The 13,377-nt window shown below is 58.8% G+C and carries 16 protein-coding genes; 1 reads left to right on the forward strand and 15 read right to left on the reverse strand.

Annotation, left to right across the window (positions count from 1 at the left end; translation table 11 throughout):
- The first annotated feature begins 366 nt into the window (after nt 1–366).
- Nucleotides 367–654: a hypothetical protein gene (locus BRAD285_RS30840; protein WP_006615206.1), complete on the forward strand. Its 288-nt coding sequence runs from the start codon at nt 367–369 to the stop codon at nt 652–654.
- A 1,159-nt stretch (nt 655–1,813) separates the two neighbouring features.
- On the opposite strand, the gene BRAD285_RS30850 is transcribed toward BRAD285_RS30840, so the two are convergent.
- The 15 genes from BRAD285_RS30850 to BRAD285_RS35595 all read right to left on the reverse strand — a co-directional run bounded on the left by BRAD285_RS30850 (nt 1,814) and on the right by BRAD285_RS35595 (nt 13,340).
- A complete protein-coding gene (locus tag BRAD285_RS30850) occupies nt 1,814–2,176 on the reverse strand; it encodes a hypothetical protein (protein ID WP_035648717.1) in 363 nt (120 codons plus the stop codon).
- A gap of 1 nt (nt 2,177) precedes the next feature.
- Nucleotides 2,178–2,789 carry a hypothetical protein gene (locus tag BRAD285_RS30855; RefSeq protein WP_035648715.1) on the reverse strand — a complete coding sequence of 204 codons (612 nt, stop codon included), beginning with the start codon at nt 2,787–2,789 and terminating at the stop codon, nt 2,178–2,180.
- A 19-nt stretch (nt 2,790–2,808) separates the two neighbouring features.
- The gene (locus BRAD285_RS30860) at nt 2,809–3,045 is read right to left on the reverse strand and encodes a hypothetical protein (protein ID WP_035648713.1); all 237 of its coding nucleotides are present in this window, start codon (nt 3,043–3,045) and stop codon (nt 2,809–2,811) included.
- A gap of 245 nt (nt 3,046–3,290) precedes the next feature.
- Entirely contained in the window at nt 3,291–5,012 is a 1,722-nt protein-coding gene (locus BRAD285_RS30870) for a hypothetical protein (protein ID WP_006615198.1), read from the reverse strand.
- A 15-nt stretch (nt 5,013–5,027) separates the two neighbouring features.
- Entirely contained in the window at nt 5,028–5,501 is a 474-nt protein-coding gene (locus BRAD285_RS30875; RefSeq protein ID WP_006615197.1) for a hypothetical protein, read from the reverse strand.
- On the reverse strand, nt 5,498–6,946 hold the full coding sequence (locus BRAD285_RS30880) for a hypothetical protein (RefSeq protein ID WP_006615196.1): 1,449 nt from the start codon (nt 6,944–6,946) through the stop codon (nt 5,498–5,500). Before BRAD285_RS30880 ends, BRAD285_RS30875 begins: the two co-directional genes overlap by 4 nt.
- Before the next feature lie 6 nt (nt 6,947–6,952).
- Nucleotides 6,953–8,692 carry a hypothetical protein gene (locus BRAD285_RS30885; RefSeq protein ID WP_006615195.1) on the reverse strand — a complete coding sequence of 580 codons (1,740 nt, stop codon included), beginning with the start codon at nt 8,690–8,692 and terminating at the stop codon, nt 6,953–6,955.
- A gap of 7 nt (nt 8,693–8,699) precedes the next feature.
- Complete coding sequence (locus tag BRAD285_RS30890) at nt 8,700–8,870, reverse strand: hypothetical protein (RefSeq protein ID WP_157681703.1); 171 nt, start codon at nt 8,868–8,870, stop codon at nt 8,700–8,702.
- Nucleotides 8,871–8,896: 26 nt separating this feature from the next.
- Nucleotides 8,897–9,172 (reverse strand): hypothetical protein, encoded by a 276-nt coding sequence (locus BRAD285_RS30895; RefSeq protein ID WP_139020724.1) that lies wholly within the window; start codon nt 9,170–9,172, stop codon nt 8,897–8,899.
- 63 nt (nt 9,173–9,235) lie between these two features.
- Nucleotides 9,236–10,222, reverse strand: a complete 987-nt coding sequence (locus tag BRAD285_RS30900; protein ID WP_006615192.1) for a phage tail tube protein — start codon at nt 10,220–10,222, stop codon at nt 9,236–9,238.
- 190 nt (nt 10,223–10,412) lie between these two features.
- Entirely contained in the window at nt 10,413–10,898 is a 486-nt protein-coding gene (locus BRAD285_RS30905) for a hypothetical protein (RefSeq protein ID WP_006615190.1), read from the reverse strand.
- A gap of 3 nt (nt 10,899–10,901) precedes the next feature.
- Entirely contained in the window at nt 10,902–11,402 is a 501-nt protein-coding gene (locus BRAD285_RS30910) for a phage virion morphogenesis protein (protein WP_006615189.1), read from the reverse strand.
- A complete protein-coding gene (locus tag BRAD285_RS30915) occupies nt 11,371–12,276 on the reverse strand; it encodes a phage protein Gp36 family protein (RefSeq protein WP_006615188.1) in 906 nt (301 codons plus the stop codon). Before BRAD285_RS30915 ends, BRAD285_RS30910 begins: the two co-directional genes overlap by 32 nt.
- Before the next feature lie 7 nt (nt 12,277–12,283).
- A complete protein-coding gene (locus tag BRAD285_RS30920) occupies nt 12,284–12,535 on the reverse strand; it encodes a hypothetical protein (protein WP_035648707.1) in 252 nt (83 codons plus the stop codon).
- A 160-nt stretch (nt 12,536–12,695) separates the two neighbouring features.
- Entirely contained in the window at nt 12,696–13,340 is a 645-nt protein-coding gene (locus BRAD285_RS35595; RefSeq protein WP_139020723.1) for a hypothetical protein, read from the reverse strand.
- Nucleotides 13,341–13,377 lie beyond the last annotated feature (37 nt).

Consider the following 13,377-nt stretch of genomic DNA (forward strand, 5'->3'; position numbering starts at 1 on the left):
GTGTAGAACTGCCCGCCCTGTGAGCGCGACCGTGGCGACGGCCGCGACTTCCTCATCCGCCCTGCCGTCCCGACAATACGGAGTATTGGACGGGAAAAAGACATCCCCCATGCGAGGACAATCGGACGCCGACCGGAGGGAGGTGTTCGACTTGCCCGCAGCTTGGGGGATGTCTTGGATCGGAAGGATTCCGAGAAGCAAGGCAGGAACAAGGGAAAGCGGATGAGGAAGTCGCGGCCGGAGGCCAGCGCGAACAGGGCGGAAAAAGCAAGGAATAGAGCCACTTGCGGAGCAAGGGGCGAACGGGCAGCATATGCCTACAGGAAGCATATGTGAGGGCACAGCCGAAGGCACAGGGGGAACGGCATGAACGAGGTGATGAATCGCATTCTGAATATGCGCACGATGGCCGAGTTCGAAGGGCTGCTCGCGCAGGTCGGTGTCAAGAAGCCGGATCTGTTGCAGACGATCTGCACGCTGGCGATGGAGCAGCTTCCGCCGGATGAAGCCAAGGCGTTCGTGCTGGTCGCCGCGACGGAATACGACAAGGATCAGAGCGGCGGGTTGGAAAGAGCAGCGAAGCGGCCGCCGATTTTCCGGCAAGTCGAGGACGAATTAATGCAAGGCTTGGCGGCGTCCCTGAAAAAGAAATGACGGCTATCCCCAGGATTTCCCCAGATCTGCAAAATCCCCAGAAATGCCGCAGGGGTAGGATGAAGGCATGGTGAAGTGTGAGATAGTAATAGGGTGCGGTCGCGCGTCTTCGGACGTTCGCTCACACGCTATTTCACATAGCACCATCGCTTAGAGCCAGCCTTACCGCTGGCTTTTTGCGTTGTCCCGGGGGGTATAACGGGGGGACGTTAATAAGCCCGTTCCAGCGCAGGCTACGCCATGCCGAAAAACAGGCGACAACTCAACGGAGCAAATTAGCCGCGCCGCCGAACTCAAAACACTTTGCTGTTTTGGGGGAGGGGGGCGCATCTTCCAATCTAACAAAGCAATATGAAATCGAACCCGGTATTTCGGTCTCTGAGGTCAGAGCTAGATATTCCGAACGCTGAACCGTTGAGGATTTTGCGGCGGCGCGCGCAGAAATCGAAACGACTGAAGTGCCCTCGCCCGTCTAAGATCCCGACGCAGTACAAGGCGTACATCAAGAGTGTGTTCTGGAGCGAGCGGCGCGAGCGCTATTTTCGGAAGCATGGGAAGCGATGCGCAGTATGCCGCACTACTGAAGGCATCAATCTGCACCATAAGGTCTACGGGAATTACGGCTCTGAGCCTGATGCGGATCTAATGCCGCTCTGTGGGCGGCACCACATCGGATTTCATACGCAGCACGGAGTGAAGCGAGACATGCGCGCCGATACAGCCGAATACGTCCATGGCGCTGCATTCGAGGAAGAAGCTGAGCGCGTAATGCGCTCGATCTGATAACCGAAAGGCCGCCCGGAGGCGGCCGATCGGAAGCTAGGTTTTTCGACTGCTACTGCTGCATGATCCCGTTGTCGCGCATAGCGCCTGCAACAGATCCGCCCGTGTGTACTCCGAGGATCGAAAGGCCGCCTGTCAATAGGCCGAAAGCCTCAGCGGGGCCGAGCTGCCCGGTGATGTATCCGACGCCGGCGGTCAGGACCGCGAGCACCGCACCGACGATGGAAAGAGTCTGAGACAAATTCATATTCGTTTGGCTTGGCTGATAACGCGACCTTTACCGGTGGTCTGCCCACCTCCCCGAGCGCCGGTCGAATTTCACTATGAGTGTGGAAAGCGGCGCCGGGGGAGCTAGGCAGACGAAAAGAACAGTAGCCTACAAATACCGTTGGATCTGCTGCCAGTATACGAGCGTCGAGGGCTTTTCGTAGCCGAACGGTCCGCCGTTCCAAATTCGGCAAATGTCCTCTGTTGTGGGAGCGCGACCGAGCCGTTTATCCGTGGCGTAGATCTTGAGATACTTCTCGAACGTGTCGATCGAGAGCTGACGATTTCCTCGCATTATCTGCGCGGTAAGATTCGTCCCAAAAACTCGGTTCACATCGTCGCAAACGGGCTGACGGATCTGCATCGGCCCATATGCTTTATTGGGCAGGTGAAGATCGCCGATAGCCATGTCGTCGCCGCGGCTTTCTTGCATGATGACGGCGTTGATTATCTTGTCGGTGATGATCGGCATGTCATTGCGATGAGCCCGTAAGACGTGAGTACAACGTGCGCAGGAGCGCGAGTACGCGTTGCTGTAAGGGGATGATTTGAAGGTCAACGGCGTAGCGCCCGTTGAAATAAGGCCTGGGGTCGATACAGCCGTTAAAACCGTTGTGGGCTTCGATCGGGTAGCCGGTCATGTCGAAAGGGATCAGACCAACGTGCAGATGATCTCCCGAACTTTCGAATGGAGCGCCGGTGTTGTCGGTCCAGCAGATGAAATCACCGGCCTTGACTGGGTACGATTTGCCATCGAGCGGGAACGGTGAGGGAAATACCGGATCGGTATCGCCGATCAAGTGCCACAAGATCACATTGTATGTGCAAGGTTGCCCTTTATATGTCGATGGCCCTGTATTGATTACGATACCCTCGCCGCCGTGTGCGTCCTTTTCGTAATGGGCCATTCCGCTGCATGGCGCGTATCCGCGCGTGGCGTGCGGCGCGCGGAAGTCGAGCCCCATGTGACCTTGCTCGGGATTGCCGAAGCGATCCTTGAAGCGCGCGGCATAGTAGCTGTGATTCGCGCCGAAATCCTGGACGATGATGGCTGGCTTCACTACGTAGTAAAGCGACGGTTCCATTGGGAAATTGTAGCACGGGCTACGGGACCAGGTTGCCGAGTAGGTTCGCAATGATGTCGTGAGTATTCATGTTCTGCCCGATTAAAATCCCGAAAACGAGTACTAGGGCAATGATGATTTTTTTAACCTTCCCGTTCGTGAAAATGCCCTGGCGCTCAATTCTCGGCAGATACCCTTCTTCTTCGTCGAAAAGCCGGTGTTCAAGCGTGTCGAATCGAGCGTCTATTTCGCGGTTCGAGTAAGGTTGCTCGGTCATATCGCTATGACCCGATTTTAGCGCAGTCGTCGCAAACGACGGAATGAGTTGCCAACAGTTCGGTTTCGAGGGCCTTGTCGCTCTTGCGACCGTGCTCGGAGGGGAAACGGATCTCGCCGCACACCTTCCCGCATTTGCATTTGAGATCATGGACGACTTCGTGAACATGGACGTCGCGCGTAATCTTGCCGCTTGGAGTGTCGAACTTGCGCGCCTCGATCCTGTGGTCTTTTCGGAGTGCCATATTACGCGTGGAATGTATTTACCGCCCGGAGGGTAGCGCCGTTTGCGCCAGCGGAACCGCTGGCCCCCGTTCCGGTGCCGCCTGCACCTCCGCTAACGTTGTATGTGCCGCTGTCGGCGGTCAGGGTAGCGTAGAGGACCAGGCAATTGCCGCCGGCTCCGCCGCCGCCGCAACCGCCCTGCAAGCCGCCGGATACGTTGTTCGTATTCGCGGATCCCGCATTGCCGGAAAGGTCAATCGCGCCCGTTGTGAAGTTGTACGCCGCACCGCACTCGATATAGAGGCCACCGCCGCCCGCGCCGCCGCTTCCAGGATTGCCGATCGAGAAGCCGTTTGCGCCGCCAGTTGTACCGGCGCAGCCGTTCCCGCCGGCCGGTGCGAATCGGTTGAAGGGAGACAACGCGGGAAGGCCTGGGCCGGCGAGCACGGAATGGATATTCGACGCGCCGGCAATGGCGATATTGCTTCCGACTCCCACTCCGGCGATCGATCCCCCGCCCGCACCGCCCATGCCTGAGACGGAGGCAACCGTGTTATCGACGACGCGAATGGCGTCCGGGCCGCCGCCGAGCCCACGCATGTCGATCGCGTGCGTGCTCGATGTCGTGATGGTTACGTTACCCTGCGAGCGCAGGGCGAACGTGAAACCGCGGCCGACGCTGCTGAAGGCGAGGTTCGCCGTTCCCGTGATGCTGACGGACGTGTAGTTTTTCTCAAGATAGCTCGCGCTTCCCGCGCTAAGCGTCGTTGTCCCTGACGAGATCGAGAGTGCGCCGTCGGTTCCGGTGCCGCCGAATTTCGAAATGGCGGCTGCGCGACCCGCGACGTAGATGTTGGTCTTCGCGTAGATGTTATTGAACTGAAACGAAAGGCTGCCGAGATCGCGGGTGCCGTCGGCATCCGGCAGAATATTCGCGGCCACGGATCCTGGATTGAATGGATAGGCGATCATAGGCCGAACATCGTACTGGATGTACGCCTGGCTCGTGGACTGGTTGTCATTGTCAAGGATCTTCGTTTCGCCAACGACGTTGTAAATCTCGCACAGCGGCACCTTGTTCGCCGGATACGCCGGGACCGCCGGAGACGCGTTTTCAACGCCGGTCGTCCAGGCGAGCGTGCCGCTGCTGTCGATCGTGAGGACGTCGATACGAGGGTTCGTGCTCGGTGCGGTCACGGTCGGCGTGCTGCCGCCGGCGTATTTCACTTCCGTACCGTTGATCCATACCGTGCCCGGATGGACGCAGAGCGCCATCGTGTTGGCTGTCCAGGTCGCAGACGTGACCGTGGTTGCTACCGAGAGTGATGTGAACGGCGCGTAGATCGTCTTGTTGCCGTGACCGACGATCGTGCTCGTAGATACCGTCAGGAAGCTGAGGTAGCTGAGCAGCGTCTGATTTGCCGAGCTCGCGGCGACCTGAGTGCTCGTCGTGGTGCCGGGATTTGTCAGGAAATTGTAGAGGTTCGCGGCCGTTGCTGCGGCTGTCGCGCCGATGAGGACGTTATTGGCCGCGACGCCGAGGCTCGTCACGAACGTAATCACGATCGCGGTGCCGTTGATCGTGAGGGTCAGCGTCTGATTGTTGCTCGGGTTCGTGCCCATAGCGATCGTGCCGAGCATTTGATGCACAAGGCAAGACGCGCCGCCGCGCGCGTCCGATCTGATGCCGTTGATGTTGCCGGAATAGATCGTTTCCGAATTAGCAATCGGGCCGGACCTCATACGAAAATTATAGCATCACTGCGTGAGCGTGAATGTCACTTGGACGGTCGTGTCCTGGCCCGCAACCTTCACGTAGGGTGTGCCGAATACGACGTGATTGAAAAGCTGGGTGCCGTCTACGAAGGTGCCGAACTCGTTGTAGGTATTGTTCGGCAGGGTCGAGTCTGGGAAGAAGAATTGCAAGATGGCCTGTTGCGTCCCGTAGTCCTGTTGCAACGTGGGTGCAGCTCGGGTCACCTCGGCCGTGAGCGCGGTGTCGCTCAGCGCCACGGCGGTCGAGCCGGTGCCAATGGCGCCCTGCGTGATGTTGAGCGAATACGTGTTCACCCCGATCAGGCGCTGAATGATGAGATCGAGGCCGGTGTTGTTGCCCTGCATTACGAGATTTTCGTGGACGCTCTCGCTTATCAGCTCTTTCGTGCCAGCTTTGTAGGCGCGAATCGTGACAACGCCTTTGATCTTGAGCCCGTCGTGAAGTTTGGGGATCATGAGTATTTTGAGAAGCCCGCGCGCGCTGTTCCGTAGACGTAGGGCGGGCTCGATGAGGAAATTGTAACACTGTCGTCAACGAGGGTGTCTTCCTCCACGTCGAGCAAGATCTGAAGAACGGTGCTGGCATCAATGCTCGTCTGCGCGTTCTGCTGCTGAAGCAGGGTCAGCATGATGTCTGTAAACGTCACCTTGTCCGATCCGATCGCCTCGATGTGATAGCGCAGCGCGGTCGGCGTCTGCGCCCGCGCCTCAATGCGCTTGATGATGAGGGGGTAGTTGCTGACTCCGAATTTCGTGCTGTTGTACATGATGACCTGGCCGACGCGCGCGCCGGTCTGCACGGTGTAGAATTTCACGTCGTAAACCGGGTGGCCGAACTGGACGAGCTCCGCCTGCGCGCGCTCCTGCGCTTCGGCGACGCTCTTGATCTGAGCGTCGATGATGCTGTCCTGGTACTCCCCGTATGCGGCTACGCTCGCGCTGTCCTGAACGTGCGCCACGATCGGGATTTGGGCGTTTCCGTAGACTTTGAGGGTGTGGCCGCTGCCGGGGTCGGACGTAAAGCGGATGAACGGCCCTGTGCTGTTATACAGCGTCTGATGCGTTCCAGGGTCGTCCTGTTGGTCGATACCGACGCTCTGCACCACACCATCGAGCGTGACGAAGAATGCACCCGTATATTTATAGGCGAGGTGGTACACCGTCTGGCCGGCGACCGTGGTGTACTTGTCCGGCGTCGTCGTGGCGTCGTAGGCCTTGGGATACGAGCCGCCGATCACGTAAATGCTGTTCTTCAGGTTCGTGATGTCGAGCGTTGAGTCGAGGGTTGGCCAATCGAGATCCGCGCTCGTGTCGTCGATAGGGAACGGCGCCGGATTGTATTCGCTGCTGCCGGTAACGGTGGTCGCAAAGAAGAAGTGAACCTTCTTGTCCGGGCCGACATACCAGTCCCAGCCGATATGACGCGCCAGGGCTTCGAGGCAGCGCGTGACCTGTTCGTAGTTGAACGAGATCGTCGGAATCGTGAAGCCTGCGCGCTGGACGTTCGTGGTGTAGTCGAAGCCGGCCGCTGCGAAGCGGGACACGATGTCGGCCACGATGTCCGCCGGATCCATGTTCGTGTAGGACGCCTTCACGAGCTTGCTGTCGAGCTTGAACCCGTAATCGAGGACGCCGATACTCACCTCGATCAGCCCGCCGCCCTTTACGATCTTCTGCACGCTCGTCACGACGCCGCCAAATATGGTGCCGCTCGGATCGGTGAGCGTGATGTCGTCTCCGATTGCGGGAATGGACGATGCGCTCGCCGGCTTCAGATGCATGCGGAACTTCAGCGATCCGCGCTCCTTGGTGAGTACGGACACCATTTCCAGGCTGTCCCACACGACGTATCCGCTGATGTCGGTCGTGCCCTTCCATGTGATGTACACGGGCGCGGTCATAGAGCCTTAGAAGGCGCGGAGCTTGATCTGCGAATTAATCATGCCGGCGAGATCTTGCGCCAAGCGGCGCATCATAGAGCTGTCGCTGCCGTAGAAGTTGCCGGAAAGGTTGATGACGATGTTCCCCCCTCCCGCGCCTCCGCCCGCTCCCGCGAGCCCTGCTCCACCGAATGATGAGAGCGGAATGATCGCTTCCGGCCCGGCCTCGCCAACGAGTGCGAGCGTGGGCGACGATACGATGCCGCCTTCGGCAAATTTCGGGACATTCGGTATCAGCCCTGCGGCGCTGCCTGCGACGGCGCCGGGGAGCGATGAGACGGCCGAAAGCGCCTTTTGCATCGACCCGACGAAGCCGTCTATTGCGCTCTCGATGCCGGAAATTGCCCCCGTGACCGCGCTCGTGATCTTGCCCCATAGCTGGGTCGTGAAATCGAGGATCCACTGCCATGCGCCGCCGATGTCGTGCTTGATGGTGTCCCAATGTGCGGCAAGCGCTATGACGAGCGCGCCGACGCCCGGCAGCAAAAACTGAACGATCGCCTGCCAATCGTCCTTAATGAACGCGGCGATAGCGCTCCATACCTCGCGTGTTCTTGCGGTGATGCTGTCCCAATTCACGATGATAGTCGCGACCAACGCAGCAACGCCCGCGATGATCGCGGCAATTGCGACTGCGATGCCGGCCGATGCGAGCGTGAAGCCCGCGCCGAACATTCCGACGATGATGATGAGCGGCGCGATGGCGATGAATACGGCCCCGAGTACAAGGAGAAGGCTGCCGAGAATTGTGGCGGTCAACGCGATTGCCTCGGTCAGCTTCGGATGTTCGGCAGTCCAGGCGGTGAGTACGGTCACGACGTGATCCACGGCCTGCGCGAACGCCGTGGCGTGTTCAAGGAGGGGAATGCCGGCAGTTACCAGGAAGTGCTGCCAATCCTCTGTGAGCCGCTTCGTGGCCGCGTCATACTGGTCGGCCGCTTTGCCGGCGTGCTCGTGCGCGAATGCCAGCGGCTCGATCTGATCCTTGAGCTCAGAGATCTTCTGCTTCACGGCGTCGATCTTGGCGGCCTGCTCTGCCTCGTCTGCCCACAGCTCGCCGGTCGTCTTACCCTTCCCGCTGATCGGCTGTTCGAGCTTAAGAAGCTCCGCTTGCTGTTCCCGCAGTTGATTTGTGAGATCGGCCAGCTTCGTCGGATCGCCTGCTGCGGCCTTTACCGCGTCGTCTACCCATGACATGAGCGATTTCCCGGCCGTTTCGGCCATATAGCCGGCTATGAGCATGCGGAAGTACCCGTGCATGCCCGCCATGGCGTTGGTGGCCTTGGCGGCGCTCTCCTCGGCTTTGCCGCCCATCGCGGCAAACGCCGCCGCAGCCTGCTCCTCCGTGCCGTTCATCATCAAATCGAGGTTCGCGAGGCTTTCATCCCAGGACATCGTGGATGCCCCGGCCGCGGCGCCGCTTGCGCCCGCAATGGCGTCGTAATCGGCCTCGATCGAGCTTGCCGCCTCGCCGGCGGACGTCGTTATGTCATCGACGGCCGCGATCCACGAATTTGCGGCCGCTTCCGCGGTTTTGGCGGCCGCAGCTTCTACGTCAGCGAAAACAGTATCCAAATTCTCGGCCATCCCATCGGCGGCCTTGCCGACGGCCATCGACATCGACTCAGCAGATTCGGCAACATTGTCGAGCGCGCCGGAGGCCTGGTCTACGGCTGTGATGTTGATCTGTAGATTCTGCTCGTCCATAGGGTCATTATACGGTGCCGCGCTTCTTCTGCTCGTGCTCGGCCTCGGATTGCAGCATCGTAGCTACCGTAAGTAAAAAGTCGGCCGGCTGCCGGTCGTATTCGTCGTAGGTCCACCCCATCGCGCGGCAGACGATGGCGCGATGCATGTTCGGCGTGAAGTCGGACGTGTCTTGCACCTCGAAGAACACGTCCCACGCATATTTCACTTCTTGGGGACTAAAAAAGCGCGAGTCTTTTCCTTGATCTGTGCGACGGCCTCGTCGTACTCGTCGCTCGGCATGTTTTCGAACTTGGCGATCGGATTGTCAGTGTTGCCGTCGAATGAGACGATCAGCTTTTCGAGCGTGGCGCGCTCGTGTGTGACGGTATTTGCAAGCGGGACGGAGGGCGTATCGCCCGGCTTCACGGTGATGCCGGCAAAGAGCGTCGCGCGGAGGTCGCTGCTTTCGCGGCCTGTGAGATATGCGTTGACGACCACGGTGTGGCCGTTCGTCGTGGTGATCGTGATCGTTTCGCGAGTTGTATCTGACATAGGTCGATTTTAGTAGGCGGCCGAGACGGTGTTGCGGAGCGTGATGTCCGCCATTTCCGTATCAGAGAGGGAATAGAAGGCCTGGAACTTCACCGTCTGCTTTACGATGCCGTTGTTGGCCTGCGCGCGAGCTACCTCGCTCAGCTTCACCTTGGCGAGACGGATCGTGAGTGTCGGATTGGACGACGTACCGAGCGTGACGCCCGCGTTCGTGACGGTAATCTGGATCGCCTTGGCGAGATCGCCGAGCATGATCGTGTCGATCATGGTGCGATCGGTATAGAACAGCTCGAAGCTGCCCGTGATGCCGAACTGCTTATTCAAACGATCCACGGGATCGATCGAACCCAGTACCTGATCGTCCTCGGTGTTCTTCTTGATGCTGACCTGGATCTTTTTGCACTGAACCGCCGTACCGGCGCCGAGACCGGCAAGGTTCGCTGCATACTTCAGTGTGATGTCCTGCGGACGGAATGCATTCTCGCTCGTGAAGGAAACCGTGTTCGACTGCGACTGATTTTTGTTCGCCTTGAACACCGCCTTGTACATCGCATACTTTTCGAGATCGAAAGTGAAATCGAGGCTGTCGAGCATACCGAGCGGGTACACGACGCCGCCGGCTTCGTTCGGGCTGTATGCCGAGATCGAATAGGACGGATGCTGCGCGCTCTGAAGCACCGTGAATTTGTGGTCGTACACCGACGCCTCGCCGCCCACAGTCGTTTTGGTATCGGTGCCAAATGCCGCCATGAGGATGGCACCGAACGACTGGTCGGTGATGCGACCCTCGATCGACGCCTCGCTGTAGCGCGCGGCTACTTCCTGTCCCACTCCGTCTTCAATCGCGTAGACATTCGTTTCGTCCTTCGCGGCCTTGATCTTGTCGTCGATGGTGAGCGATGCATCGGGGAGCCAATATGCCGCGGAAACCGCGGTGCCGCGCACGCTCTCTTTTCCGATGCCGATTACAAACTGACGGCCGGTAAATTTCGCCATAGCTAAGTAGTGGGGTTATCTCCTTGTAAATGAGCCGCGAGCATTGCTTCAGCTTCCTCGCGGGAGGACGCTTCAAACGCAATGGAGTGGCCTGGGAATGAATAGAGCTGTGTCGGCGCGACAATGACCGCTTCCTCGGGAGTTGACGTTTTCGCCTTCTTGTCGGCTGCTGCCATACTCGAATTATACATCACCGCAACTGCACAATAGACGCGACTGCGGATAACGTGCCCTCGATCGACCAGGACGGGCTGCCGCGCTTATTCTGATACGTGGCGTACTGGATGCGGGTCGGCGTATCGATGTCCGTCCAAATCTGGTGGGCCTGGTCGATGTCGATGTTGTGCCGGAGTATGTTGAGCAGCGATCCGCTTTTGAGCTGAAGCGTACTCGGGTCTCGGCCTTCCATGAGGTCGTAGAGAAGCTGATAGCCGGGCACGAGCGTTTTGTCGTCCGTGATCGTGCTTCGCACGTCGGCGACGACGCAGAATTGAAGCGTTAGCTTGTGCAGGTCCTCAGCGTTCGTAGCCGGCTGTGCGGCCGTCGATTGGCGCGTGATGATGAGCGCCGGCATGTTCGAAGCGGGAATGGCGATCGGATCGCCGACGTAGAACGTCTTGAATGCCGACGTGTTCGCTTTGATGAGCTCGATGTATTTTTGTATGAGCGGATCCATAGATTAGAGCGAGCCAACCTGCTCGATGAAATAGGCCTGCATGTTCTTGATGAGCTTTTCGCGGATGTTCTCAGTGAGTTTCATCATCACGCGCCGCGGAAGTCTCGTGCGCGGCTGATTGCTTTGGTGGAATTTGAAGTACGGCGCCGTGTTGCGCACGATGAGGCTCATTGCGGACGGCTGCGATACGAAACTGTCGCGCATGAGCCCGGTCGCCTGAAGAATGCCGGCGTCAGGATACTTCTTTTGCTTGCGCTTTTCGTAGTCGGGATTGAGCGCGGCCCACGGATCATCGACGGCTGCTCCCTCGGTATCAAAGACGTCCTCGCTGAAGAAATCGACCATTTGCTCGCCGCTCTTTTCAAACGCCGGCCGCCAGTTCTTTACGGTCGCACTGACGCCCTGTAGAACGCGAGAAAGCTGCACCTCACCTTGCAGCTCCATTCGAAGATAAAGGCCGCCTGCCATACGGTCAAAAGATGTCGTCCATGTTGGTGCGGGCATCTTCGGACGAATCGGTGCTTGCGTTCGGAACGCCTGCGAGCTCAGTATTTTCTACATTGAGCGGCAGTTCCTGCTTGTTTGCGTCGAGCAATCGGCGCTTTCCGTCCTCGATACCCTTCAGAATAGCTCGCGCCTCGCCGAGCCATCGTACGCCCATGCCTTCCTGCCCAAATTCCTCGTAATCGATGTAGCCGGCCGCCAGCAAGATGCATACACGCTCGATCAACTTCGGAACGTATGAAAGTGGTAGCACATAACGCACAGCGAGTGCGCTATCGATTTCATTCTCTGCCTGCGTGCGCTTTGCTTCGACGAGCAGATCCGAGTATCGCGGGTTCTGCGCGACGCCGGCGTGCCTTCGGATGAAATACAAGCCTGCATAGCGGCCGGACTCGTCGCCCTGAACCGCGACGGCATCGGCGATGTCGGTCTCCGTGTTCGTGAACGAATTGAAATAGGTCGCCTTGAAATACGTGTACGTCGAATCGGTGTATTCGAGCGTTGTGCCCATCGGATCGTCGGCCTGGATCAGCTTCGGAGATCCGTAGGACGTCAATTCGGTGAATGCGCCGGTAGCGGACGTCGCCCCGTAGAATTTGCGCTTGTCGTATTTGTAGACGCGTATCGGCTCGCCGGCGCGGTGCGCGAGTTTCAAGGTGCCGACGACGATCTGCGTGTTGCCGACGATGGACCCGATCTGCGCGACCTCGGCGAGCTCCGTTCCCTCATTGCCGATCGCGACGAAATCGTTCGCCGAAAAGCCGTTGTTGTCCTGAAGCGTGATCGTGATGTTCGTGCCGGCCGCGGCGTCGGCGGCGAGAACGCCCATTTCCCCCTTGATGAAATCTTCGGTCGGCGCCGTGAGGGTCTTCATGCGCCCATTATAGCAAGGTGGGTTCGTCGCCCTTGTCCGAGGGTAGGATAACGGCGTCGCGCTGGATGCTCGTCGTGAGCGTCACGCGCGCGGCGGCAGTGCGCAGCACCGGCACGCCCGGCTTGGTCGTCGCGACGATCGTCTCCGTGATTGACCGCAGTACGACGGACGGCGTACCCGGCTTATAGCTCGTGTGCCTGACGGAGCCGATTCGGCCGCCGTATTCTACGCTGGCATACGCTGCGCAGCCGTACATCATATTAGACACCGAGGATGCTCGGGGCGTGCGTCGCTGCGTCAAGCTGCCGGTCGTAGGGCGTTTCCGGGAGGAGCGCGACCGTCGCGAGAAGCGCCACGAATGCGATCGTCAGCAGAATGTAGGAGATCGTTACAGGTTTCATATGGTCGAATTGTACCATCTACAGCGAAAGGATCTCCAGGACGTATGGAGAGTACGTAGATCCCCCTGAAGCCGGCGCGATTTCGTCGAAGGAAAAGTTCGGACCTGTGCCGCCTCCGAAATAGAATTGGAAGTTCGTGACCGCGCCCGTGGTGCCGAAGTTGAGGTTCGAGCTGTAAGCTCCACCGTCGATCGAGACCTTGTACGTGTTGGCGACGCTGCCGAAATCGATGCAGATCTTGTACCACTGGTTGATGTTGTAGCCGGTCAGGAGTGTGGTGCCGGTGCCGCCGTTATACGCGACGATGTTGCCGCTCTCGAAACCCATGAGAACGGCGTAGCCTGTCGCCTGTCCCGTGCTGTTGTTGAGGACGTGATACCAATTCCCGGTCGTGGAACCATTGCGCATGTAAAAGCAATAGCTGCCGATGGAGATCGACGTGATCGTGCGGTTGAGAGTGGCGGATCCGCTCGTCGTGTTACCACTTAAGGTCGTGCTGTTTGCAGCGGTCGCGTTTTGAACGCTCCATGTGCCAAGTGTCGTCGTCCAGTTCCCGTTCCAGCCAGAGCCGCCGGATGCGCCCGAAAGGGAAGCACCATTTGAATAGCTTTCGAAATTGTCGCTCGCCGTCCATGCCGCATGGCACGTGACCGGCAGAAACATCAGTCCGAGAATGATCGGTAGTAATAGTCGCTTCATA

This window comes from Bradyrhizobium sp. ORS 285, assembly GCF_900176205.1.
Classification (GTDB): Bacteria; Pseudomonadota; Alphaproteobacteria; order Rhizobiales; family Xanthobacteraceae; genus Bradyrhizobium.

Bases quoted from the DNA above. Each gene is read 5' to 3' on its own strand.
- BRAD285_RS30850 (WP_035648717.1), bottom strand. From the start codon at position 2,176: ATGCCGATCATCACCGACAAGATAATCAACGCCGTCATCATGCAAGAA.
- BRAD285_RS30915 (WP_006615188.1), bottom strand. From the start codon at position 12,276: ATGAAGACCCTCACGGCGCCGACCGAAGATTTCATCAAGGGGGAAATG.
- BRAD285_RS30860 (WP_035648713.1), bottom strand. From the start codon at position 3,045: ATGACCGAGCAACCTTACTCGAACCGCGAAATAGACGCTCGATTCGAC.
- BRAD285_RS30870 (WP_006615198.1), bottom strand. From the start codon at position 5,012: ATGAGGTCCGGCCCGATTGCTAATTCGGAAACGATCTATTCCGGCAAC.
- BRAD285_RS30885 (WP_006615195.1), bottom strand. From the start codon at position 8,692: ATGGACGAGCAGAATCTACAGATCAACATCACAGCCGTAGACCAGGCC.
- BRAD285_RS30900 (WP_006615192.1), bottom strand. From the start codon at position 10,222: ATGGCGAAATTTACCGGCCGTCAGTTTGTAATCGGCATCGGAAAAGAG.
- BRAD285_RS30855 (WP_035648715.1), bottom strand. From the start codon at position 2,789: ATGGAACCGTCGCTTTACTACGTAGTGAAGCCAGCCATCATCGTCCAG.
- BRAD285_RS30840 (WP_006615206.1), top strand. From the start codon at position 367: ATGAACGAGGTGATGAATCGCATTCTGAATATGCGCACGATGGCCGAG.
- BRAD285_RS30880 (WP_006615196.1), bottom strand. From the start codon at position 6,946: ATGACCGCGCCCGTGTACATCACATGGAAGGGCACGACCGACATCAGC.
- BRAD285_RS30910 (WP_006615189.1), bottom strand. From the start codon at position 11,402: ATGCCCGCACCAACATGGACGACATCTTTTGACCGTATGGCAGGCGGC.
- BRAD285_RS30905 (WP_006615190.1), bottom strand. From the start codon at position 10,898: ATGGATCCGCTCATACAAAAATACATCGAGCTCATCAAAGCGAACACG.
- BRAD285_RS30875 (WP_006615197.1), bottom strand. From the start codon at position 5,501: ATGATCCCCAAACTTCACGACGGGCTCAAGATCAAAGGCGTTGTCACG.
- BRAD285_RS30920 (WP_035648707.1), bottom strand. From the start codon at position 12,535: ATGATGTACGGCTGCGCAGCGTATGCCAGCGTAGAATACGGCGGCCGA.
- BRAD285_RS35595 (WP_139020723.1), bottom strand. From the start codon at position 13,340: ATGTTTCTGCCGGTCACGTGCCATGCGGCATGGACGGCGAGCGACAAT.